This window comes from Dokdonia sinensis (genome assembly GCF_003688895.1).
GTDB lineage: Bacteria > Bacteroidota > Bacteroidia > Flavobacteriales > Flavobacteriaceae > Dokdonia > Dokdonia sinensis.
Genome location: NZ_REFV01000002.1, coordinates 321765 through 346410 on the forward strand (window position 1 = coordinate 321765; position 24646 = coordinate 346410).

Genomic DNA, 24646 nt, shown 5'->3' on the forward strand with positions numbered 1-24646 from the left:
TTTGTTATCTATAGAACAACTCAATCATTTAAAATCCTGACTCAAATATGTTTTATAGCAATAAGTTCTTCCTTCAAAATTTTAAACCCACTATAAATGCGATATTCGACAACTTTTTTTGTGGTCCCCAGCATATCTGCAATTTCCTGATGCGTTTTCTTTTCTACTTTGCTCAGTAAAAAAGCCACGCGTTGTTCTTCACTTAATTTAGAAAGTGCCTGTTCATACTGTCGTGCAAATTGCTTTTTTTCCAGCACAAACTCTGGGTCTTCGTTGGTGTAGCTTTTGGGCTTTATTTTTTGATGATTGAGAACTACTTTATTATGCTTTATAGCGTTGAGCATTAAATTATTTGCGGTTGTAAAGAGAAACGACTTTGCTTTAGAGGGAGGAATCTTAGCACAGTTTTCCCAAAGTTTTATGAAAGCGTCCTGCGCTCTATCGCTGGGCTCTAAATTTGCGCCAAACTTGTAGTATAGAAAGTTTGTCAAGTCCTGAGCATACTTTTTATAAATGCTTTCAAAAACAGAACGCTGGCAGATGTTATCGTGTAATTCCTTTGGCACTTGACTTTTTGTTTTAAAGGTAAACGAAAAAAATAAAAATAATTTTCAGGACATCTCGGGATTGGGTTGTTCTATTGTTGAATACCCTAAAGGAATACTATTCATTTTTACGCTTTCGCGAAAGCGTACTCAACAAAAAAATCACTCTATTATGAAAAACACAAGAAATTTTATTTACTTGAGCCTTATGGCCCTGGCGCTTGTCTTTACAGCGTGCCGAACAGAAGACGAAGAATTAATCAATCCAGATAATGAGCAAAATACCACCATAGATGCTACGGTTGCAAACTTGATTGTAAGAACAGCGACTAACGATGGCTCTGGCGATAATATTTTAGATAACGCCAGCTGTTTTAACGTGGTGTTGCCCGTAACCGTTTTTATAGATGGTCTTGAAATTATAGTGGATAGCGAGGAAGATTTCCAAACCATAGAAGACGTTTTTGACGAATTCGATGGTGACATAGACGAACTGGATTTTCTGTATCCCATAACGATTGTTCTAGCAGATTTTACGGAGGTTGTGATAAACAATGAGACCGAACTTGCCGAATATGTTGCGCAATGCCCAGATAATGACGACGATATTGAGTGTATTGATTTTCAATACCCTATCACATACTCCGTTTTTAATGAGAATAGTGAGTTGATTGATACGGTCACCGTAAACAACGATGCAGAGCATTATGCATTTATCAATGATTTAGAAGATAGTGATATCGTAAGTGTGAATTTTCCACTTACACTTATACTCTCTGATGGAAGTACGATTACTGTAAATAATATCATACAACTGGAAGACGCTATAGAAAATGCAATAGATGATTGTGACGAGGACGATGATAATGATTATGATGATGACGATTGTGAGAATTGCACTATTGACCAATTGACCGATGCATTAACAGGTTGTGACAGCTTTGAAGCGCATAAATTAAAGCGTAACGGAAACGACCTAGACGAGCAATATGAAGATTACCGTTTTAGCTTTACGGCAGAGGGTGGTATAGTGGCTACGGGAGCAGGAAATGTATTTGACGGAAGTTGGGAAGCATCAGGAAGCGGTCAGGATATAGATGTTGTCATAAATATTCCGGACCTACCAGATTTTAATGATACTTGGGGTCTCCACGAGATATCTGCTTATGGTGATGAGGTCAAGGTAGATTTAAGACTTTCTAACGGAGATAGATTACGTTTTAAATGTGACGAAGACGATAACGACGATAACGACGATGACGATGATGATGATGATGATGATGACGATGATGATGATGACGATGATGACTCAGATACACTTACCGATATAATGATGGATGGCGAGTGGATCGTAGCATTATTTGAAATCAATGGAAATAATGAAACAGCATCATACGGTGATTATACTTTTGACTTTGATGATGATAATGAAGTAGAGGCAGATAATGGAAACGACGAAGAAGAAGGTGTGTGGATTGTTAGTAACAATGACACCATATTTGAACTTTCATTTGATAACGCACCATTAGTAGACTTGACAGATGGTTATGAAGTTGTATCTGTAACAGACGACAGAGTTGAGGTGGCTAACGGTTCAAAAACATTGGTCTTTGAAAAAGAATAAGTTTTGTATGGCAATTTGAATTTTCCCCCTAATTATAAATTGTTATTCTGAGCCCTTACAAAATATGTAGGGGCTTTTTTCAGGACTTTAGTCGATACGACTGTTTTATAATAAAGACGTTTAACTCAAAAATAATATCGTATGAAAAATTTAAAATGGAATACCTCAGTACTCAGTGCAATGGTTCTAGGCTTGTTGTCATTTTCTAGTTGTGAGACAGATGACAATAGCGACAGTTCAGAAAATAACCAAGTTGAAGTTTCTGCAGTAAACTCCGTGGCAACAGCATCTGGAACGTGGCGCGTGTCAAGTTATATAGATGATGGTGAGAACGAGACCAGTGATTACAATGGTTACGATTTCACCTTTGGTGATGATGGTGTGCTTACTGCTACTAATGGGACTACAACACTAGTAGGAACTTGGTCTGTTAGTCGAGATGACGATAGCAGTGATGATGATGGTTCTTCAGACTCAGATGTGGACTTCAATATCTTTTTTAATGTCTCAGATGATAATGATTTTGACGATTTAAACGATGACTGGGACATTGTCTCTGTAGATGACGACACCATAGTATTAATTGATATTAGTGGTGGTGACGGAAGTACAGATAGATTAACTTTTCAAAAAAATTAATTTTATCTATAAGGAACCCATAGAAAAGGCCCGCAAGTTGCGGGCCTTACTTTTAATATATGTTGTGATATTAGTTAGGATTTGTTGTCGCTTCCTTGATCAAATACACATAGACAGGGAAATGATCACTATAACCGCCGGTGTAACCACCATTTGCAAAACTTCTGTACGGATACCCTTTATACCTTCCTCTCGGATTGCTCAAATAGTTCTTGTTGTAAATTCCAGATTTATAATATCTGTATGAACTGTAATCGTCTTCTAGCAAAGGTTGTGTAATGATGATTTGGTCAAATAAATTCCAGCCATCGCGATAAGCGAGTGTGCCTATTCCTTTTTTAAACATAGACTCCATAGGGTTGTAGAGGTCGCCTTTTTTCACCTTACTTTTTTCACCTTTAGCTTTTAAAACTTTGGCAACGCTTGGACTTGTAGGATCATCGTTCAGGTCTCCCATTGTAATAATCTTTGCGTAAGGGTCATTGCTTTGTAAGCTGTCTATGATTTTCATATTAAGCTTAGCCGCATCCATTCTTTTCTTACGACTTCTGGCTTCTCCTCCAGAACGCGACGGCCAGTGGTTTACAATGACGTGTATCATATCTCCGTCCAGATAACCAGAAACTAGCAGTTGGTCACGAGTGTATACGCGTTTTGTAGCATCATTATTATCATAAATAAGCAATTCGTGTTTACTTATGTCTGTAGGTTTAAAAAGAGATTTTTGATAAAGTAATGCTACATCTATACCACGTCTATCCGGGGAGTCAAAATGTGCAATACCATAATCTTTATCTAAAAGCGCGGGGTCATTTGCAAGCGCTTCGACTGTTTTACGGTTTTCTATTTCTGCTAGGCCGATAATCGCGGGGGCATTTTGAGCAACATCTGCACCTATTTCGGAGATAACTCTTGCCATTTTAGAAACCTTATCGGCATATATTTCTTCTGTCCAATGATCCTTTCCATCTGGTGTTCTGTCATCATCATAAGTGATAGGATCGTTTTCTGTATCAAACAGATTTTCAACATTATAGAATGCTAAGGTCTGAACTTTGTAGGTCTTTTTTTCTTGCGCTTTCGCGAAAGCGGAAACAAAAATTAAACTAACTAAAAGAGTATTTCTAAGCAACATAAAATTAGGGTGTGTTATATTATTGTAAAGTCTTAAGCACAAGACGTGCCAAAGGTAATCAATACGATAGAATGTAGTACTTTTGCACCCGAAAACGTAACGGTTTCTTAATACAGCCGTTGCAAAAACCCTAATATTTATGAAGCAATTTATGTTTTCTCTTTTATTCTTGATTGCTGGACTACCTGTCCTTGCACAATCTAGCGTAAAAGGAAAAGTAATCGATGCGATTACAACAGAAGCGCTGCCAGATGTAGAAGTATCTATACAAGGTAGTAACCGCTCTATCCAGACAGACGGTAATGGAATCTTTATGCTCGAAAATGTAGCGCCAGGAGATCAGATTTTAGTAGTAGTGAAGAATGGTTTTATCACAAAACGTCTCCCTATTGTGGCTCAGGATGGTCAAGTCCTAAACATCGAATCTATTTTAATGGATGTCGACGTGAGTGCTGAGCAGGAACAGATTGGACTAATTTCTTTATCTGATAACGAGGTGTCTAATGATGATGATGACTCGGGAAGTTTTAACGTATCTGGTCTTCTAACAGCATCTAGAGATGTATTTTTAAATGCTGCCGCATTTGATTTTTCTGCTACATTTTTCCGCCCACGTGGATTGGATAATGCAAACGGCAAGGTCTTGATTAATGGTATTGAGATGAACAAGCAGTTTAACGGTCGCCCTCAATGGGGGAACTGGGGTGGACTTAATGACGTACAGCGTAACAGAGAATTCTCTATGGGGATCACGCCTAATGAATACTCTTTTGGAGGTCTGGCAGGAACTACGAATATTATAATGAGAGCTTCACAAGAGCGTCAGGGTGGGCGTATATCATATGCCGCAGGAAACCGTTCGTACACTGGACGAGTGATGGCAAGTTACAGTTCTGGTCTAACAGCTAGTGGCTGGGCATATACATTTCTTGCCTCAAGACGTTTTGGTGATGAAGGATATCAGGATGGTACACTTTACGATGCAAACTCATTTTCGGCTAGTGTGGAGAAGAAGATAAATGATAACCATAGCCTTAACTTAACGGCTTTCTATACTCCTAACCGAAGAGGAAGAAGTACAGCAATTACTCAAGAGGTTTTTGACCTAAAAGGAAGAAGATATAATCCTTTTTGGGGCTATCAGGATGGAGAAATACGCAATTCTAGAATCCGTGAGATAGAGGAGCCTGTGATTATGTTAAATCACTACTGGAACGTTTCTGAAAAAACGTCTATCAATACAAACCTTGGTTACCAGTTTGGATCTATTAAAAATGGTCGTATAGATAATGGTCGTTTTAGAAACCCAACTCCAGAATATTATCAAAACCTCCCGAGTTTCTTTTTACAAGACGAGAACCCAACTTCTACAGATTTCCAAAATGCATTTCTTGCACAACGCGAGTTTGTGGCCGATGGACAATTAGATTGGGACGAAATATACAGACGTAATTTAAATGCCGCTACAAATGGAGAGCTAGCAAACATCATTCTTCAGAATGATGTGATAGATGATACGCAGCTTTCTGCAAACGTTCTTTTAAATTCACAGCTTTCGGACAACATCACTTTTAGTGGTAATGTGGCCTACAGAGGTCTTAAAAGCGAGAACTATGCAGAGGTAAGTGACCTTCTAGGAGCAAACGGCTTCTTAGACATAGATAACTTTGCTGTGCAAGAGAGTCAAGATGGAGCTCAAGGTGCACTAGCACAAAGTGATGTGCGTAATCCTAATCGTGTTGTGACTGAAGGTGATCGATATAAATATAATTATGAGATTGATGCTACGGTGATCTCATCTTTTGCGCAAGCAGTATTTAAGTATAGTAAAGTAGATTTTCATTTAGGTGCAAATTATTCTAACACCTCGTACCAGAGAAATGGTCTTTATGAGAATGGAAACTTTCAAGGAGCGCGCTCTTTTGGAGAAAGTGAGGAACTTGACTTTTCTAATTATGGTGTAAAAGGTGGATTAACCTATAAAGTATCAGGGCGTCACTTAATAGACTTGAATGCTGCATATTATACAGAAGCTCCGGGAATTAGAAACTCATTTAGTAATGCACGTCAAAACAACGATGTGGTAATAGGATTAGAAAGCGAGAAAATTCAGTCCTTAGACCTGAGTTACATTTTTAGATCACCTATTGTAAAGGCTAGGGTAACTGGTTTTTATGCTGGGTTTGAAGATGGTACAGACATTGGTTTTTATTTTACTGAAGATCTCGCCACATTAGGGAGTGAGAACGGTAGTGCTTTTGTACAAGAAGTATTAACTAATGTAGAGCGTCGCAATGTAGGTGTAGAACTTGGTGTTGAGGCGCAAGTAACCCCAACGGTAAAACTCAAAGCAGCGGCTTCAGTAGGACAGAATCTATATACCAATAATCCTAATCTTTACTTAACAAGTGACGATTTTGAAGGGGCATTGAGTTTTGGAGATGGGACGACTAAGCTAGAAAATTATCACGTTGCTGGTGGGCCAGAGCGTGCTTATCAAATAGGTTTTGAGTACCGCGATCCAGACTTCTGGTGGGTAGGTGCTACGACTAACTATTTTTCAAATGCATACATCGATATCAGTAATCTTGCAAGATCAGATGCTTTTGCTCTTGATTCTGACGGATTACCATTTAACGATTATGACCCTGCTGCAGCGCGTAATTTGCTAACGCAACAAGAGTTTGACGATTACTTTTTAGTAAATATTGTAGGAGGAAAATCTTGGAAAATAGATGATTACTTCGTTGGTTTCTTTGCAACCATAAATAACGTGCTTAATGAGGAATATATTACTGGAGGTTTTGAGCAGTCTCGTGTTGCAAACTTCCGTAATGCAAGCGAGGATCAAGGTAGAGAAAACGGTCCTGTCTTTGGACCCCGCTATTTCTTCGGAAATGGAACAACGTATTATGTAAATGCTTACATACGTTTCTAATAGATACAACAACAAAAGAATATAACGATTATGAAAACAAATAGTATAACAAAAATTTTCACGCTACTTTTTGCTGTTGTAGCGCTAGTAGGGTGTGTGAACGATGATGAGTTTAATGTACCAGATCTCTCGGTTACTGAGCCTATTCTTGATGGCGAAGTAATCACTATAGATGCTCTAGTAGATTTATATCTTCAAGCTCTAAACGATGAAGCAGATGATTTAGGAATAAACCCAAATAACACAGCGGCAATCGAGGAACTACGTGATGGATTTACATTAGATCTTTCGGATAATGATCAATTCATTTCTGGATTTGTAATTAGCTCTGATGAGAACGGAAACTTCTTTGAAGAGATCATTATTCAAAACAATGCTTCGGCAGCAACGACGGGCGTAAGAGTACTTATAGATGTAAGTCCTTTATTCACTTCGTATGAATTCGGACGTAAAGTGTTTGTAAAACTTGGCGGACTGCACATAGGAGATAGTAATGGTGTACTTACATTAGGCGTAGGAACTGGTCTAGAAAAAATAGCACCGCCAGTACGTGAGGAGTTCATAAGAAGATCTACAGAAATTGCTACAATCGTTCCTAATGAAGTAGCTATTTCAGATTTTTCTGAAGCATTAGAAAACACATACGTAAAAGTTTCTAACGTTCAGTTTAGAAAAGAAGATGTAGTGGAGCAGTCACTAACTTATGCTGGAGAGGCTACAGATCAGTTTGACGGTGAGCGTATCGTTACAAGTTGCGACTCTAACGCACAAACGGTATTAAGCACCAGTACGTTTTCTTCTTTTAAATCTATCGCACTACCTTCAGGCCGTGGTAGCATAGAAGCAGTACTTACTAGAAACTTTTTTGGAGATACCTTTAATCTTGCGATTAACAATAATACTGCTGTAAACTTTGATAGTGAAGAGCGTTGTGATCCAGAAGTGCTAGAATGTGAAGGAGAAGCAGTGCAAGGTCCTACAACCGTATTTATCGAAAACTTTTCAGGAATAAACGATGAAGACGAGCTGGATGGTACTTGGACTAACGTAAATGTAAGTGGTGGTGACACTCGCTTTATCCTAGACGACTTTAATAACAACAACTATCTACGTATTTCTGGATTTAATACAGATGAAGATCCGTTAAATGTATGGTTAGTAACTCCAGCGATCAACCTTGATGCAAATGACGGTGAGGCACTTTCTTTTGATATTCAAGCCGCTTTTGACAATGGTAAGATTCTTAAGGCTTTCATTACTACGTCTTACACAGGAGACCCGACAACAACAGAGTGGACGCAAATCGATGCAAATATCCCTTCTGGACCATCTAGTGGATTTGGAGATTTTGAGTCTTCTGGACTAATTAATATTGAATGTTTGAGCGGTGACCTCAATGTAGGTTTTCTTTATGAAGGAGCAGATCCTAGCGCGACAACACGTTATCACGTTGATAATGTACGTGTGACAGCAAACTAGTCTTGTTTGTTCGCTTTCGCGAAAAATTTTAAAACCCTCACAACCTAGCGTTGTGAGGGTTTTGTATTTTTAGTCTATAAAATGATTTTATGGAGCTTCCTTACTACGCCGTTATTTTTACTTCAAAGCAAACCAGTGTTAACCGTGACTATCAGATGGCAGCACAGCACCTCGAGGAACTAGCACAAGGAATGTCAGGCTTTCTAGGAATAGACCACGCCAGGGCAGATATAGGCATTACCATAAGCTACTGGAAAACCTTAGAAGATATTGCGCGGTGGAAAGCACAAAGAGATCATCAAGAAGCACAAAAGAAAGGGAAGTCGCAATGGTATGAGCAATATCGTGTGAGGATATGCAAGGTGGAAAGGGAGTATGGGTTTGACCGATAGTGCCACCACGAGAATTCCCACCCACTATGTGGGAGGGAAGGAATTTACCGAAGGTAAAGGAAGGATGGGGTGTTTAGAATCTTGGATTAAATTAGTTTAACTGTATTTAATTACCATCCAAACACCCCACTCCGTCCACGCCAGTGGCGTGGCCACCTCTCCCACATAGTGGGCGAGGACCTACAGGCCTTTTCCTAATTTTCGGCACGAAAATTATCAACGATATCTTTTAACACAGAAGGCATCAGTTCAAATACCATTTTATTCTCAAAACGGAGCACCTTGAAGCCTTTAGATTCTAGATATTCATCACGTTTTTCATCTCTTTCTTCGCCATTAAGAGTTGTATGCGGTTCTCCATCTAATTCTATAATAAGTTTCTCAGAAGAACAAAAGAAATCTACTACGAAGGGGCCTATACCGTGTTGTCTCCTGAATTTTCTTCCTGCGAGTTGTCTCTTGCTTAAATGCTTCCATAAGAAGGCCTCTGCGGGAGTGGCGTTGTTACGTAGGTGCTTTCTTAAATCTCGGGTTTCGGGCGGGTCGTGAGGTTTTGGATCTTTGAATTTCATAATACTATTAAATTATTAAGATAGAAGTTCCCCTCCCGTGTGCGGGAGGGGTGGCTTAACCGAAGGTGAAGTCGGGGTGGGGAGTGAGATGTTTACAACATTGTTTTTTTGTTGAAAACACTCCCCACCCCTTTCTTGGCACAGCCAATTCATTCCCCTCCCGCACACGGGAGGGGAGCTGTTGCATTATTTTTGCAAGCAAAAATCAAGATTCGCTATTCCCCATATACAACCCCAATTTTATCTTCCAGTAGGGAATTTCTTCTTTAAAAAACTCAAAATAAGACTTCAGTTTTTCTGAATCTTCTACTTGAGACGTGGCGTTGTTTATTTTTTCAACTTCCTCTGGGGAGATGAATTGATAAAAGTCTACTTCCATTCCGTCCTCGTGAAGTTTCATAAGATGATTATGAATTGAACCTATAGTAAGGTCACGAGCTTCGGCGATTTCTTCTAAGGTCAGACCGTCCTCAATCAGTTTTTGGGTTTCTTGTATCGTTTTTCCAGCTTTTTGAGGTTTGGGTTTATGGAGATGTGCGTTAATAAGCTTTAAGAAATCTGGCGCATATTTTTCCATTTTGGCTTGACCCACACCCGATATTTCTAGGAACTCCTCGGGAGTTCGTGGCTCTTGGTCTTCCATATCTTTAAGGCTGGCATCGGAGAAAACGACATAAGCAGGAACATTTGCTTCTCTAGCAAGCTCAGCACGGAGTTCTCGCAGTTTTTCGAAGAGTGTGCCTTTCGGCTTTTTGGGTTTGCGTTCTTTTGTAGGGGCTTCCACCTTTGGCTGAAGGAGGTTTGCAAGCTGGACGTTCTTACCTTTAAACAGCACATCGTTTGCAAGTGGGGTTAAAAGTAATCTTCCGCTTTCGCGAAAGCGTATTTCTAACAATCCCAAGTTCACAAGCTGTATCACATACTGCTGAAGGTCTCGCCACGGCACTGTTTTCAGGGCGCCGTAGGTTTTAATGTTTTGGTAGCCTTTGTCAAAAACTTGTGCGTTTTGAGAACCGCGCAACACGTCGATGACCGTCCCTAAGGCCTCCTGCTCCTTTAATCTGGCTACGCCCGAAAGGACCTTTTGCGCCAGTACGGTTCCGTCAAAATACTCTGGTTTGTTCTTACAAATGTCGCAATTGCCACAATCCTCCAAGAGATACTCGCCAAAGTAATTGATCAAAATCTTGCGCCTACAACTGAGCGCCTCTGCATACTGTTGCATACGCTCCAGCTTTGCCAGCTGGTACTCGGCATTTGTGGCGTCGTCTATAAAACGGCGCAGTTGCATCGTGTCTGCATAGCTGTAAAAGAGTACGGTATGCGACGGCAGTCCGTCCCGGCCCGCCCGACCTATTTCCTGGTAGTAACCCTCTAGATTTTTGGGCATATTGTAGTGAATGACCCAGCGCACGTTGCTTTTATCGATCCCCATCCCAAAGGCAATAGTGGCAACGATGATGGGCGTGGTATCGTCTAGAAACTCCTCTTGGACTTTAGTGCGCTCTTCGGCGGTCATTCCCGCGTGGTAGGCTTTGGCGGTATGACCATTAGAGCGCAATTTTTCGGCAAGACTTTCAGTGCTTTTTCTAGAAAGGCAGTAAATGATGCCTGATTCAAACGGGTGAGCATCCAGAAATTTAAGAATTTGCTCGTTACGTTTTTGACCAGGGCGCACATCTAAAAATAAGTTAGGTCGGTCAAAGGAAGAGATATATTTTCTTGCTCGAGCGATACCCAACTGTTGTGCGATATCATCTTGGGTAGACCTGTCTGCCGTTGCCGTGAGCGCAATGAGTGGTGTGCCAATGAAACGCTTTTTAAGATAGCCTAGCTGAGTGTACGCAGGCCTAAAATCGTGACCCCAGGAAGAGATGCAATGCGCCTCGTCTACCGCAATGAGACTGATTTTTGCGAGACTTAGTACGTTATCTAAAAGCGACAAACTCTCTGGCGCAACATAGATTAAATCCAGTTTATCATCCCGTAAGTCCTGTAATACTTGCTGAGTTTCTTCCTGGGCCTGTGTGCTGTTGTAGTAGGACGCTTTTATTCCGTTTGCTCGAAGGGCATCTACTTGATCCTTCATAAGTGCGATAAGTGGTGAGATCACAATCGCAGTTCCCTCCAGCGCAAGCGCTGGTAGCTGGAAACACATCGACTTACCACCACCCGTAGGCATAATGACCAGCGCATCCTGACCGTCACATACCGCTTCAATAATTTCCTGCTGATTAGGGCGGAAGTTATCGTATCCAAAATGGGTTTTTAAGAGTGTGTGTAGGGTTTGTGTTGTAGGCGTTTCGGTCATTTTGTAAAGGTAGCGATTGTTTGATTTTATTGGTTCTAAACTGCACCCTTCGGCTACGCTCAGGGTTCGGATTGGTTCATCGTCTATCACCCTTCGACTACGCTCAGGGTTCGGGTTCTTAAGTTTGAGAAAGACTGAGCGTAGCGAACGATGATTGACCCGAAGCGATGCCTGAGCGGAGTCGAAGGCGGAGGACTCTTATCTCAAAAGATAGTGCGTTTCATTCTGACATTGCGAGTAGAGGTGCAAGTCTTTCATTCTACCTGAAATAAGTGCTTCTTTCTTAGCTCTCGACCATTTTTGGATTTGTTTTTCTCTATAAAAAGCGTAGTCAACTCTTGGGTATACTTCGTAGTATAATATTCTTACAGGTGGATGCTTTCTTGTATGATTAGCTCCTTGTCCAGCAAGGTGTTCTTTCCATCTCTTTTTTAGATTAATTGTGCTTCCTGTATAATAACTATTGTCGCTACACAAGAGAATGTATGTGTATCCTTTAGGCATAGTTTAAGTTTATAATTCCACCCTTCTGCTGCGCTCAGGGTTTGGGTTGCTCCATTGCAGGTCACCCTTCGACTACGCTCAGGGTTCGAGTTCTCAAGTTTGAGAAAGACTGAGCGTAGCGAACGATGCCTGAGCCAAGCGATGCCTGAGCGGAGTCGAAGGCGGAGTTTAGTTGTTTTTACCAAGCATCAAAAGCTCGTTACATACAATCTCTGTCATATATCTTTTGATTCCGTCTTTATCTTCCCAGGAGCGGTTGGTGAGTTTACCTTCTATGGCGATTTCTTGTCCTTTAGTGACGTAGCTCTTCACAACTTTTACGAGACCACCTCTTACAGTTACGTTGTGCCAGTAGGTACGCTCCACTTTCTGACCGTTTTGGTCTTTATAGGAGTCGTCTGTAGCCATTGAGAAATTGGCAATTTTGTTTCCATCAGGGAAGGTTTTGATTTCTGGATCCTGACCTAGTCTTCCGATTAATTGTACTTTGTTACGTAATGCGTTCATAATAATGTGTTTTTCTTGAGCAGGTTATGCCTGCCAAATTATTTTAAATTCTTTCCCGAGTCGCTCCCGAGAAAATCGTTTTGTTCTTTTCTATACTCGTTATTACACTTTCGTGAAAGGGTTAGTTGATTAGAACACTGCAAATATGCGACAGCCTCCAAACCCGAGCCGACTTATAAACGCTTACTTACGTTTATAGTCGTTTGTAAATGGTTGTAAATGTTTAAAAATGAATAATAAAATATTGAAAAACAGATGATTGAAGCGTTCTTAATATTTAATACTATATTGACTTAATTATAAAATTTATGGAGCCTACCTTATGGGCTTGCTTAATTTAATAGTTGCAAAAAAAATTATACTCACCTGAAAGCTTCTTTTACTCCCTTGAATTATACTTTTACTTTAGAGTCTTTAGAAACTACTTTTGAGTAAATCCATCACAAATGAAAAACTATTACTTCTTTTTATTAGGATTATTTTTAATTTCTTGTTCGTCTTATTCTCAGAATATGAATAAAACGGACTTGGACTTAATGAACATAAATGGTAAAGTAAAAAGCGTAAATCATTATTCCATAAAATTTAAAAATAAAAATATTGACACGACGAAGTTTAGACTAGGAGAAAGAACAGTTTATGAGTTTAATAAAAAAGGTTATAAAACTGCAAGAAACAAGTTTTATATAAACCCAGAATATGATAGTAAACAAGTATTTGAATACGAAAAAAGTAAAATATTGAAAAGCTCTAGTTCGTATTCGAATGATATGGAGTTTGATAGTAAATCAGAGTATTTCTACGATAATAACGGAAACCTGGTTAAAAGGCTATCTAAAAAACTTAATGGAAATTTTGATAGCAAATGGATTTATATATATAACGAATCTAACTTAAATGTAGAAAGTAGGCATTTTCAATGGAACGACAGCACTTCTACAAAATCCATTTATGAATATGATAGTAATTCGAATAAAATAAAGAAAATAGATTATGAATGGAATGAAAAAATAGAATCAACTTGGATTTACGAATACAATAGTAATGGTTCAGTTGAAAAAGCAATTGAATTAGATATTAATGGAAATATTGTTCAGACTTTTAGATATCATTACGACTTGTTTGCTAATCGAACAAAAGTGATTTCATCAAAGGAAAACATTACGACCGAATTTTTTTACGAATATGATTCTCAAAATAATTGGATAAAAAGAATCACAAAATCTAATGGTCAAAAAATAGCCTTAACAACAAGGAAAATTGAATATTATTAAACGTTTGTCAACAATGATAATCGTTGCACAACCCTATAATCTTGAAAATTAGCCTAAAATAGAGCAATCTTAGGGCGTCTGTTCTGATATACGGTCTTAAATTTTTCGTTTTTTGGACGGCGTAATATGGCTGTTATACAGTTGGAAATAAAAGTGACTAAGAAAACGTTAGGAACTAAATACTAATAATAATGACCAAAAAAAATCTATTAAACCTAGCCCCAGAAATATACCTCATCATAGCAACATTATATTACTGGACGCTCACGGCAAATGTGTTCAACATTTTCGCTATCGTTCTCCTGTCCATATTGATGTTTCAAGTGATGACCAAAAAAGCTTTATCAGGAATTCTAATTGCCTCCATATTCGTTTTGATAAATTTATATATGGTGCTGGCACTCATTTCAGAGCTGAGTGAGTTCGAAGTATTGGCCTCTGGGTTTTATCAATTGCTTATCGTGGGGAGTTTGTTTTTACTTTTAAATCTTTCGGCGGGAGGGTTTATGTTTTGGAAATATTTTAAAACATATATTCCTTCAGATTCCCTTTCATCCAAATCTTAATTACAATACAGAAATATGAAATCCTCTTTCTCAGATATAATACAATCGGACACTCCCGTTCTTGTAGACTTTTATGCCACCTGGTGTGGACCCTGCAAAGCACTTGCTCCTATTCTCAAAGAGGTGAAGGAAACAATGGGCGACTCGGTTAAAATTGTAAAAATAGACGTGGATAAAAATCAGCCATTGGCAAACGTTTATCAGGTACGCGGGGTACCTACGATGATCCTTTTTAAAAATGGAAAACAAGTCTGGAGACAATCGGGTGTGGTAGAGAAAAACGCTATCATTGACATCGTGAAAACCGCTTAAAACGTTCTATGATTTTTATCATCTCCCCAGAACAAACGCAACCTAGCGAAATCAGAATTCTGCACAAACTATTTGAGGCAGGACTCACACATTTCCACTTTAGAAAACCTACGGCAAGTCTAGAGGAACACAGAGCGTATTTAAATCAAATAGACAAAACATTCCACAATAGGATTGTGACGCATAACTTTCATAAAGAACTTTACGATGAATTTGACCTTAAAGGTATCCATCTTGAAGAAGCAAAGTGGCGGGCGCAAGAGGATAATTTAGAAGAATATTGTTCCGCTTTCGTAAAAGCGGGAAAATCAATATCCTCCTCCTACCACGAGATGGAGGATTTGGAACGACAGCAAGTCAGTTTTGACTACTACATTCTAAGCCCCGTATTTTCTGCCATATCAAGAAGCGGAATGCAAGGACGCGGTTTTGACGTAAACCACATCGATAAATTTGTTGCAGGAATGGGAGGTATCAATGCATCGACAATTCCTGAGGCGAGAAAACTCGGCTTTCAAGGATTTGGAACTCTGGGCGGTGTTTGGAATCAGGAAAATCCTGTGACTGCATTTCTAGAGATGGTGGAAGCTTTCGCTCAAGCGCACTCATAACCTTTACTATCTTTACGCTATGGCAAAAAAAGGGACTCCAAAAAACACCAAGAACAAAGCAAAGCACGCAAAGCTTATGGACCGCAAGAAAAAACGCGAGCGGGAAAAAAGGGATCAGCGAGAGGCGCGTATGAAGGCCCTTAAAGAAAAAATTAAGGACAAAGACGCGTAACGAACCTCGTTGTGATTCGTTTTATAAAAACAGCGGGGCAACCATTCTCAAAATTCCTGCGTCTCTATATAAAACGACCATTCTTATGACGACCTTGATAAAATACCTTGTTGCGACGATTCTTGTTTTAGGTTCCGCTTTCCTGCCGGCCGGACAGGCGGGCGCGAAAGCGCAATCCTACTCAGCAACCGTACTGGACGCAAAAACAGGCGAGCCGATTCCATTTGCCACTATCCAACTTTCAAAAAACCGAGGAACAGTGACTAATGGCGAGGGCATTTTTTCTATAGATATGGAAGATGTCGCTAAGCTTAGAGATTCTGTTTTTATATCATCTATGGGATATGAAGAAGTAAGTATCTATCCTAAAAAAGCTACGGATACCATCATCCGCCTAGCCGAAAAGCTGAACGAACTAGAAATTGTATTTCTTACAGATAATCCGCTGGAGCCTAATGAAATTGTTGAGCGTATCAAGGAAAATCTAGCGTCAAATTATCCCAATAACTACACCCAGAAGAAACTCTTTTTTCGCCAATCGCTGTACAACAAAATGAACAGGGCAGACGTCGATTTCAAAAAATCTACCATCGAGGAGTTGAACGAAGCACTCATAGACAGTATCGTGATGCAAATCCCTAAAGAGTCTTCGTACTACAGTGAGTCCATAGGAACACTTTCTGGAAACTATAATAAACAAAAACTGTTTGTAGATAAATCTGCCAAGTTATATGATAAAAGTAAGGATGTCTCTTTTGATGGTTTTGGCAAACGTCTGGAGAAAATCTTCAAGGAAAATGTAAAGCCAGATTCCTATCTTAAAATCAAGTCAGGATGGTTTGGCACCAAAGTAGAACTGGATGAGGTGGAAACGAAGGAAGCACCGGATGGTGACGATGGTGGTGTGCAAGTACGTGTGGGCGAAGACCCAACAACTCAAGATATCACAAGTGGTGTAAAAGACGACATTAATGAACTGTACGAGCAACTATTCTTTCAGGAAGACACAAAACTGGACTTCTTGCAAAAGTCTAATCGCTACGAATTCACACAAACAGGAATCACATCCATAGGCGAGAACCTCGTTTATATTCTAGATTTTGAGCCAAAAGGAGGAAAGGATTTCTCAGGTACGATGTATGTGAATACAGATGACTTTGCCATCGTAAGACTCGATTTTCAGAATGTGAAAAAGCTGTACGGTATTAAACTTTTAGGCATAGGCTATCGTGATATTCTCTACAAGGGGACTTCGCTTTTTGCAAAGGATGAATCATCTGGCTACTCTCTTAAATATATGGAACTAGAGCGTGGAATAGAGTTTACACTGGATCGCCCGCTCACGGTTATCGAGAAGAATAAAAACGTAAAAGGCCGTCGCAAGCAAAACGAGCTGGACCTTAATCTAGACTTTAAAACTACGGCGGTCACAAAATCTGAATTTGTGGTTTTTGATAGCAAGGATTTATCTGAATCAGATTATGGAATTGCAAAAGAAAGTACGGGTGTTGAGGCTACCTACCTTTCGGCATACGATCCCGCGTTTTGGGAAGGCTACACGATTATGGAGCCTAATGCTACGATACAGGCCTTTAAGGTTGTGGAATAATGTATATGATTCCTCGCTTTTAGGACAACAGTATTTTGCTCATTTTTTAGGCGGGTCATACGAGTGTAGATTTCTCGGCGTTTGAGATAAATGATACAGGCAATAAACTCAACTCAGAGATGACTGGCGGTTTCTTTTTTAAGATTGAAATGGTGTGTCGGTTTTGGATTAAGTAGGCACAATGACCACATTGCTTAAACAGTTTATATCAATTTTATAAAATTGTATCTTTGATTAAAAGAGTCATACCAAATGGATTTACAGTCAAGAAAAATCGAATTCGTCCAAGAATTTTTGAAGGTTCAGAGTGAAGAAGTCATTTCAAGGCTAGAGAAATTGTTGCGAAAAGAGACAAAATCTAATCCGAATGATGATTTTAAACCTATGTCAATCGAAGAATTCAACGACCGTATTGATAAATCAGTAGAAGATTCTAAAAATGGGCGTCTCACTAAGGCTACGGATTTAAAAGCAAAAATTGACACGTGGAGCTAGAAATTTATTGGACAGCCTTCGCAGAAAATGAACTCTATAAAATTTTCAAATATTATCTAGACGAGGCTGGCTATAGGGTAGCCAAAAATCTTGTGGACGGCATTTACAACGAACCTTTCAAACTTATAAACCATCCAGAAATAGGTCAAGAAGAAGACCTCTTAAAGCATCGCCCGGTCGAGTTTCGATATCTTCTCTATAAAAAGAATTACAAAATCATTTACAGCACAAATCATCAAGTATCCCGTATTGAAATATACGACGTGTTCGATGTGAGACAATATCCTCTCAAGATTACCAGAACAAAGTAGGACTCTGACGAGCGCTTAAAAAAACCTAGGATTCAATATCCTACGTTTCTTAAACTCAATATTAAAAATCAAAAACGCCTCGTAAGACGATGGGGCCACCGCTCTAATTTCTGATACTACGCGATCGTAGGCAAATCCTGCTTGCATCCACGGGAACACATCTACATTTACCAGTCCAGAAAAGGAATCATCCAGACGATAGCTGGCACCTATTTCAAAACGGTTGTAAAATTTGGCGTTTAAATTTAAATCATAAGAAATAGGAGCATTAAATGCACTTTTTACAAACACCGAGGGTTTAAGCTTTACCTCGCTACTCAAATCAAATACATATCCTCCAGCAAGAAAAAAGTGACTTACTTCGTTTCCATAAGCTACTCCATTTACATCGAGATGTTCGGACTTAATAAGGTTAGGGATGGAAAGGGAGACGTAATAGTTGTCCGTATAATAAAATGCCCCTGCACCAAAATTAAAGAAAGCCTCACTACTATTGCTGGAAAACGCCTGGTCGTTCTGACTGTTTAAATCTAAATCTATCAAGCCTACTTCGTGCAAGGTCGCTCCCGCTTTTAAGCCAAAAGCAAGTTTGTGTCCATCGGCGATTTCTATGGTGTAGGAATAGTCTGCATAGAGATTTGTTTCTTCTACGGGGCCTATTTCTTCGGTGATGACGGAGAGTCCTATGCCTTGTTTTTCACCCCAAGGCGTATGTAGGAACAAACTGCTAGTAACAGGTGCGCCGTCAAAACCTGTCCATTGATTTCGGTGTAAAACGCCTAGATTCAAAACCTCCTTAGATCCCGCATAAGCAGGATTAATCACACTCAGATTGTACATATACTGCGTGTATTGTGGGTCTTGTTGCGCTTTCGCGAAAGCGGAAAACAACATTAATAAAAAAATAAAAAGTGATTTTACTTTCAAGGTTACCCTTTTAATTTGTTCAAATTTGGGTCGAATACTGTTGTTGACGATTCATAACATTTGATATAAACTTTAAAATACCCTACAGCTTTATAAAATTTGTTCATTTTTTTCATTGCCAAAAAAACGAACCAAAAAAGGCTAGGCTGAATCGAACTTTACTAAAAATTTCCCTCGTTACGGCGCAAACTAAAGGTATAGTTCTATCCACAAAACTAGTCCTCATTTCTTATATGCCTAAGATAAATAAAATCTTAGAGGCTGGCGCTAGTTTGCTTAACCCTTCACTCACATCATTTTTTACGTAAAATTCGCTTAGGCCATCTCAGAAAATTTAAATAGAAAAACAATACTTGTAAATCTACAACAGTATAATTAGATAAAGACTATCAAATAATCCATCTAGTTAGTCTTCATTGGGTTTATATCAAAGATAGTATACACCGGAAAGTGGTCGCTATAACCACCCAGATAGCGCTTGCCAGCGTACGTTCTAAATGGATTGCCTTTAAACTTCCCTTTAAATTCGGTTAGGGATACATCATTATAAATTTTGGACGCATCATATCTAAAGGGGTTATGGTGTAACTGCATAAAATTAGTCGAGAGGATAAGTTGGTCAAAAAGGTACCACTCAAACCTATGGTTAAGGCTCCCTTCATACCGCGTGAGCAAGAAAACCATCGGGTTATAAAAGTCAGATTGTACGAGATGATTTTTTACAGCCTCGCTATGTGGGTCGTCATTAAAGTCCCCCATAATGATGATGCGGGCATCTGGATTTTTATCCTTGATTTGTGCAATTATTTCTCTACAGCGTTGTGCCACAGCAATGCGTTTATGAGCTGTTTCCTCTGCACCCTGACGGCGGGAGGGCCAGTGATTTACTAGGACGTGCACGGGCATTCCTAACAGTTTGCCGTGTACGTGCAGGATATCCCTAGTGTAGTCTTGTACACCAGGCTCTGTCTCGACATATACGTTAATTGCCTCGCTCTCGAGTACTTCAAAATGTGCTTTGCGATATAATAACCCTACATCTATGCCTCGCTCATCTGGAGATTCATAATGCACGACTCCGTAGTTGTATTCTTGCAATGTTTTGGTTGCTACGAGTTGTTCGAGTACTTCGGTGGTTTCGACTTCGGCGACACCTAGTAGGCTGGGGGCTTCTCCAGTCTCGGTTGCGCCTATTTTTGAGATGACGGTGCTTAGTTTTCGTAGTTTATTTTTTAGCCGTTTGTCGGTCCAATTGTATTCTCCTCTGGGCGTGAAGTCTTCGTCTAATTTTTCGGGGTCGTCGTGTGTGTCAAAGAGATTTTCCAGATTGTAAAATGCAACGCAAGCCTTATGTTGGGGCGGGGATTTTTTTGCTTTCGCGAAAGCGGACTCATCATTTGTAACCGTGTCGTTCATCCTACTAATTTAGCAAAAGCATAACACTTCATTCCCTACCTTTGTGAGATATGTTAGAAACCGAAGAAATAGAATACGAAAAGTGTGTGCTCATTGGGCTGGTCACGCAACAGCAGAATGAGGAAAAAATGATTGAGTATCTGGATGAGCTCGAATTTCTGGCATATACTGCCGGTGGCGAAGTCCTAAAACGGTTTACTCAAAAACTGGAAAAGCCTAACCCGAAAACGTTTATTGGGACTGGAAAAATGGAGGATGTGGCCGCTTATGTGGAGCAACACGAGGTGGGGACGGTCATATTTGACGATGAGCTCACTCCTGCACAACAAAAAAATATAGAGCGACTGCTCAAATGTAAGATTGTAGATAGAACGTATCTTATCTTAGATATTTTTGCACAGCGCGCCCAAACAAGTTATGCGAGAACGCAAGTTGAGCTCGCGCAATACGAATACTTACTTCCTAGACTTGTAGGTTTATGGACACACCTGGAACGCCAGCGAGGTGGTATCGGGATGCGTGGACCTGGAGAAACGGAAATCGAGACGGATAGACGTATTGTCCGGGACAGAATTTCCTTGCTTAAGAAGAAAATTCTTAAAATTGATAAGCAAATGGAAACCCAACGCGGTAACCGTGGGGCTTTAGTACGTGTCGCTCTTGTAGGATATACAAATGTGGGGAAAAGTACGCTTATGAATGTCATAAGTAAAAGTGACGTTTTTGCCGAAAATAAGCTCTTTGCAACGCTAGATACGACGGTGCGCAAGGTCGTGATAAGAAACTTACCTTTCTTATTATCTGACACTGTTGGATTTATAAGAAAATTACCAACGCAGCTGGTAGACTCTTTTAAAAGTACGCTAGATGAGGTGCGCGAGGCAGACTTACTCCTGCACGTGGTGGATATCTCTCATCCACAGTTTGAAGACCACATTGCCTCGGTAAATAAAATCCTAGATGAAATAAAAAGCGCCGATAAACCTACGCTTATGGTGTTCAATAAAATAGACGCCTACTCTGCTGAGAAATATGACGATGATGATTTAATGGTAGAACGTACAGGTGCTCATTATTCGCTAGACGAATGGAAGAAAACCTGGATGGCACGTACTAATGGAGATTCCATATTTATCTCTGCATTAAACAAGGATAACTTTGAAGATTTTAGAAAACGTGTTTATGAACGCGTACGCGAGATACACGTTACTCGATTCCCATACAATGCATTTCTGTATCCAGAGTATGATGAACATATGAATGAAGAAGAGTAGAAGTAAAAAAAATTCTACTAAATATAAAAAGGGAAATAGCGTAATGCTGTTTCCCTTTTTTAAAGTTCCCCAACTTAATAATATTGATTACCTATCGTTTTGATAGTTTTTCAATATTGACATAAATATGGGACTTACTTTCTAAGGTTGTTGACGTTTCGGGAAGTAGCGTGTGCTTTTTGTGAAGTAGTCTATTTGCGAACTATTTATTGTTTGGGTTCAATTTAAGAGAGAAGTTGGGATTGTTTTCTAAAGCTTCTCCTAGGTAGTCGAGCCATAGCACTTGTGAGATACCTAAAAGAGAGGTCTAAGTGTTTTTTTTTAAAATATTTAGGCTTATACATCACAATGCAACTAAATAAGACAATGAAAAAATAATGCGAGCCCAATGGAACTCGCATTACTCTGTTTAAGTATGAGGGTTTAGCTTTTGCGAAAGCGGACTTTTTAAAACTTATAGTTAAGTCCTAGTAACCAGTACGTTTGCAATTCATTATCTACAGCATCGTCACCTAGCTCAAACGTTGTTGCATCAGAGTTTTCTGCTAGTAGTCTATCATTTGCAAAGTTTACCGCTTCTTGTCTGTTGCCACGGAGACCAAATTCAAACCCTACCCCTATACCTTTCCAGAGGGTGTACCCAAAAGAGTTAATCCACGTAAAGTTAGAAAGGTCTGAGCTTTTGTAACTCTGGAACATTGAGAGGTTAGATTTAAAGTTTATTGCACCTATCTGGCGTGTGTAATCTGCAACAATTTTTGCTCCCAATGATGACTCAAATACAGCATCACCTTTTGAGAATACAAAGTTGTAGTTGAGTGGGTGTACCACAACTACCAAATTTTCTATAGGCGTCCACGTGGCACCAACCCCTAAGTCTAAGTACCCAGGATCGTTAAAGTTATTTAGAATAGTCGTTCTATATTCTCCTAGCGTAGATATGGCGATTTTTTCAGAAAGTTTATACCCGTACAGTGAAGTGATGTTAAAAACATCTGTTGCTTCTCTAAAACTATCGTCATCCTCATCTGTAGATTCATCATCAAATTTTACCCAACCTAGATTTACATTAAGGGCATTGCGCCAAAAATACTTTGCCTCTTTTTTATTTGCAAAAGCATTTAATGTAATTCCGATATTACCAGAAGAAACATCTGGTGTACCTTGAGAATACCAGTTATTAAACTGGGATAAGCTTCCTCCTACGGTTCCGAAAGCGCCAACCTTCCATCCTGGAAGTGCATCTATTTTTGCCTTAAGCGCGTCTACTTCTCCTTGAAGCTTTGCAATCTCAGCTTTTTTAGGAGCTATTTCCTGTTTTAATTCTTCTTCCGTTTGTGCAGATATGCTGTAGGTCAGCAACATACACGAAAGTGCAATCATAAGCTTTTTCATAATTTTCGATTTTGAGTTGTGGTTGTAAAGATAAGATTTATCTCTTTTACGTGATAAAGTACAAGAACATTCTCAAACTATAAAAGAGATGTATTTATGATTTCCACTCGAGGAAAGCATATCTGAGGCCTATACCCAATACCTCCCTTACTTGGAGCCCACTCGTTGCATTGTCATCATAAATAAGCTGCGCGGTTACATTTGCAGAGATATAATCATTTACTTTCATCGCGATGTTAAGTGTATAATCTACATCTACATTTTTTGTCTTCTCTATATAATCTGCATAGAGGTTTAGGATGTTTTCAAAAACAACATTGGTAAAAAGTTCTTCTTTATAATATACACTAACCGAGGCACCGAGCTCCATACGTAAGCTCTCATTTGCTTCTACACCAAAGTATGGCTCGTAGTTCATTAACGCCTCTAGGTCACTTTCATCTACGGCTGTAAAACGAGATTTTACAAAGATGTATCGCACGGTTGCCGGAGCAATATTTACTTTTAAATCATTGCTTTCTTTCCAGAGAATTCCAGGTCCAGCCTGAAGGTAAGCCGGAGAAAAAGTGTCTGTAATCTCACGTCTGTCTTGGACAACTTCCACGATTTCGCCCTCATCATCCAGCACTTTGCGGTCAAAAAACTCATAACCTGGAGCCATCTGAGTTCTAAAGTTTATAAATGCAGAGTAGTACCATTTTGTTTTTGGGATTTTGCTTCCGTACAGACTATTTATTTCTAATCGGTCTGTAGTCTTACGAACAAAACGTTGTTCTTTTGAAATCGCAAGTCCTAAGGAAGAAATTAGCTTCGTATCCCAAGAGCGTCGCCCTCGTTTATAGTTTAGGTCCCAATTAACATTAAAGTTTCCTGCAATATTAGAAGTTCCTCCACCTTGCCAGTCTTCGTTAAAGGCTGTCTGATTAAAAAGTAATTCGGCGAGACCTTTAGACTTCCATCCGTCTGGAACGCTATCTTTTTTCTTTTCCTTTTTTTGAGCAAGGATGGATGTGGTTGATAAGAGTAGAAAGAGGGTAAATAAAATAAAGCGCACGGAACTGAAATAAAAATAAGGCGCAAATATAAAAAGAGGTAATGGTTTAAGAAAATTAAACTATCTAGGTTTCTTATACAGAGGAACCGAAGAGCACGCCTCGCCAAACATTAAATTACGCACCACCGGCTGTAGTTTTTCAATAAGTAAGAGATATGCATTTTCTGGTACTGGTTTGTTCGTACAACCCTTTACAATAACAGGAACATTTTCATAGGGAGTAATATCCAGGTTTGCAATCGCCTCCGTGTAAAGAATAGTTTCTAAAGTCTCTAGAGATCCAGTAACTGTTTTTTTTGCAATGCCCTGTAGTTGGGTGGCAACCAGCATAAATGCCCACGCTGGGACAATCGCATCTGTACTACATTGTAAAGCGACGTAGCGATTTTCATATTGTTGCCAGTTGTGGTTTTTTATGCTTTCGCGAAAGCGGACTTCCCGCAAAATAAATCCTTCATCCAGCCATTGTGAGATATCCAGAATCACGCGGGCTCCACTAGGGTATAAGTCTTCTAAATTAAACGTTACTAGTTTGCTATTTGCTACTCTATTTACGATTTGGTCTTTCACAATTTCTAGATATT

Annotated in this window: 24 protein-coding genes; 13 read left to right on the forward strand and 11 right to left on the reverse strand. The window is 39.4% G+C overall.

Annotation, left to right across the window (positions count from 1 at the left end; translation table 11 throughout):
• Window positions 1–41: 41 nt before the first annotated feature.
• Window positions 42–566 carry an RNA polymerase sigma factor gene (locus tag EAX61_RS03605; protein ID WP_121916288.1) on the reverse strand — a complete coding sequence of 175 codons (525 nt, stop codon included), beginning with the start codon at window positions 564–566 and terminating at the stop codon, window positions 42–44.
• Window positions 567–717: 151 nt separating this feature from the next.
• On the opposite strand from EAX61_RS03605, the gene EAX61_RS16530 reads away from it, so the two are divergent.
• Window positions 718–2169: a hypothetical protein gene (locus EAX61_RS16530; protein ID WP_201739412.1), complete on the forward strand. Its 1452-nt coding sequence runs from the start codon at window positions 718–720 to the stop codon at window positions 2167–2169.
• Between the two features lie 141 nt (window positions 2170–2310).
• Window positions 2311–2808, forward strand: coding sequence for a hypothetical protein (locus tag EAX61_RS03615; RefSeq protein WP_236641974.1), 498 nt, complete (start codon window positions 2311–2313; stop codon window positions 2806–2808).
• A gap of 70 nt (window positions 2809–2878) precedes the next feature.
• On the opposite strand, the gene EAX61_RS03620 is transcribed toward EAX61_RS03615, so the two are convergent.
• Window positions 2879–3943: an endonuclease/exonuclease/phosphatase family protein gene (locus tag EAX61_RS03620; RefSeq protein WP_121916289.1), complete on the reverse strand. Its 1065-nt coding sequence runs from the start codon at window positions 3941–3943 to the stop codon at window positions 2879–2881.
• A 139-nt stretch (window positions 3944–4082) separates the two neighbouring features.
• Here EAX61_RS03620 and EAX61_RS03625 point away from each other — a divergent pair, with 139 nt between their 5' ends.
• From EAX61_RS03625 to EAX61_RS03635, 3 genes are all read left to right on the forward strand, one after another.
• Window positions 4083–6881, forward strand: a complete 2799-nt coding sequence (locus tag EAX61_RS03625; RefSeq protein ID WP_121916290.1) for a carboxypeptidase-like regulatory domain-containing protein — start codon at window positions 4083–4085, stop codon at window positions 6879–6881.
• Window positions 6882–6911: 30 nt separating this feature from the next.
• A complete protein-coding gene (locus EAX61_RS03630; RefSeq protein WP_121916291.1) occupies window positions 6912–8360 on the forward strand; it encodes a DUF5689 domain-containing protein in 1449 nt (482 codons plus the stop codon).
• A gap of 89 nt (window positions 8361–8449) precedes the next feature.
• Window positions 8450–8752 (forward strand): antibiotic biosynthesis monooxygenase family protein, encoded by a 303-nt coding sequence (locus EAX61_RS03635; RefSeq protein WP_121916292.1) that lies wholly within the window; start codon window positions 8450–8452, stop codon window positions 8750–8752.
• 194 nt (window positions 8753–8946) lie between these two features.
• On the opposite strand, the gene EAX61_RS03640 is transcribed toward EAX61_RS03635, so the two are convergent.
• The 4 genes from EAX61_RS03640 to EAX61_RS03655 all read right to left on the reverse strand — a co-directional run bounded on the left by EAX61_RS03640 (window position 8947) and on the right by EAX61_RS03655 (window position 12646).
• Window positions 8947–9324, reverse strand: a complete 378-nt coding sequence (locus EAX61_RS03640) for an endonuclease domain-containing protein (protein WP_121916293.1) — start codon at window positions 9322–9324, stop codon at window positions 8947–8949.
• 205 nt (window positions 9325–9529) lie between these two features.
• Complete coding sequence (gene recQ, locus EAX61_RS03645; protein ID WP_121916294.1) at window positions 9530–11635, reverse strand: DNA helicase RecQ; 2106 nt, start codon at window positions 11633–11635, stop codon at window positions 9530–9532.
• A gap of 198 nt (window positions 11636–11833) precedes the next feature.
• A complete protein-coding gene (locus EAX61_RS03650) occupies window positions 11834–12139 on the reverse strand; it encodes a GIY-YIG nuclease family protein (RefSeq protein ID WP_121916295.1) in 306 nt (101 codons plus the stop codon).
• Window positions 12140–12307: 168 nt separating this feature from the next.
• The gene (locus tag EAX61_RS03655) at window positions 12308–12646 is read right to left on the reverse strand and encodes a single-stranded DNA-binding protein (RefSeq protein WP_121916296.1); all 339 of its coding nucleotides are present in this window, start codon (window positions 12644–12646) and stop codon (window positions 12308–12310) included.
• Between the two features lie 446 nt (window positions 12647–13092).
• Between EAX61_RS03655 and EAX61_RS03660 the strand changes: the two genes are divergently transcribed.
• From EAX61_RS03660 to EAX61_RS03690, 7 genes are all read left to right on the forward strand, one after another.
• On the forward strand, window positions 13093–13920 hold the full coding sequence (locus tag EAX61_RS03660; protein ID WP_147448332.1) for a hypothetical protein: 828 nt from the start codon (window positions 13093–13095) through the stop codon (window positions 13918–13920).
• Between the two features lie 191 nt (window positions 13921–14111).
• On the forward strand, window positions 14112–14486 hold the full coding sequence (locus tag EAX61_RS03665; protein ID WP_121916298.1) for a hypothetical protein: 375 nt from the start codon (window positions 14112–14114) through the stop codon (window positions 14484–14486).
• A gap of 15 nt (window positions 14487–14501) precedes the next feature.
• On the forward strand, window positions 14502–14798 hold the full coding sequence (gene trxA / locus EAX61_RS03670) for a thioredoxin (protein ID WP_121916299.1): 297 nt from the start codon (window positions 14502–14504) through the stop codon (window positions 14796–14798).
• Between the two features lie 8 nt (window positions 14799–14806).
• A complete protein-coding gene (locus EAX61_RS03675) occupies window positions 14807–15409 on the forward strand; it encodes a thiamine phosphate synthase (protein WP_121916300.1) in 603 nt (200 codons plus the stop codon).
• 19 nt (window positions 15410–15428) lie between these two features.
• On the forward strand, window positions 15429–15581 hold the full coding sequence (locus EAX61_RS16535; protein ID WP_201739413.1) for a hypothetical protein: 153 nt from the start codon (window positions 15429–15431) through the stop codon (window positions 15579–15581).
• An 85-nt stretch (window positions 15582–15666) separates the two neighbouring features.
• Entirely contained in the window at window positions 15667–17190 is a 1524-nt protein-coding gene (locus EAX61_RS03680; RefSeq protein WP_121916301.1) for a carboxypeptidase-like regulatory domain-containing protein, read from the forward strand.
• 485 nt (window positions 17191–17675) lie between these two features.
• Window positions 17676–17996 carry a type II toxin-antitoxin system RelE/ParE family toxin gene (locus EAX61_RS03690; protein WP_121916303.1) on the forward strand — a complete coding sequence of 107 codons (321 nt, stop codon included), beginning with the start codon at window positions 17676–17678 and terminating at the stop codon, window positions 17994–17996.
• Window positions 17997–18011: 15 nt separating this feature from the next.
• Here the strand turns inward: EAX61_RS03690 and EAX61_RS03695 are convergent, their stop codons facing one another.
• Together EAX61_RS03695 and EAX61_RS03700 are read right to left on the reverse strand one after the other, a co-directional pair.
• Window positions 18012–18923, reverse strand: coding sequence for a PorP/SprF family type IX secretion system membrane protein (locus EAX61_RS03695; RefSeq protein ID WP_121916304.1), 912 nt, complete (start codon window positions 18921–18923; stop codon window positions 18012–18014).
• A 402-nt stretch (window positions 18924–19325) separates the two neighbouring features.
• Window positions 19326–20339 carry an endonuclease/exonuclease/phosphatase family protein gene (locus EAX61_RS03700; protein WP_236641975.1) on the reverse strand — a complete coding sequence of 338 codons (1014 nt, stop codon included), beginning with the start codon at window positions 20337–20339 and terminating at the stop codon, window positions 19326–19328.
• Window positions 20340–20389: 50 nt separating this feature from the next.
• On the opposite strand from EAX61_RS03700, the gene hflX reads away from it, so the two are divergent.
• Window positions 20390–21613, forward strand: coding sequence for a GTPase HflX (gene hflX, locus EAX61_RS03705; protein WP_121916305.1), 1224 nt, complete (start codon window positions 20390–20392; stop codon window positions 21611–21613).
• Window positions 21614–22060: 447 nt separating this feature from the next.
• On the opposite strand, the gene EAX61_RS03710 is transcribed toward hflX, so the two are convergent.
• The 3 genes from EAX61_RS03710 to EAX61_RS03720 form a co-directional block, all read right to left on the reverse strand.
• Window positions 22061–23008: a DUF3078 domain-containing protein gene (locus EAX61_RS03710; protein ID WP_121916306.1), complete on the reverse strand. Its 948-nt coding sequence runs from the start codon at window positions 23006–23008 to the stop codon at window positions 22061–22063.
• A 94-nt stretch (window positions 23009–23102) separates the two neighbouring features.
• Entirely contained in the window at window positions 23103–24062 is a 960-nt protein-coding gene (locus EAX61_RS03715) for a DUF3078 domain-containing protein (RefSeq protein WP_201739414.1), read from the reverse strand.
• A gap of 60 nt (window positions 24063–24122) precedes the next feature.
• A complete protein-coding gene (locus tag EAX61_RS03720; protein WP_121916307.1) occupies window positions 24123–24632 on the reverse strand; it encodes a DUF2480 family protein in 510 nt (169 codons plus the stop codon).
• Window positions 24633–24646 lie beyond the last annotated feature (14 nt).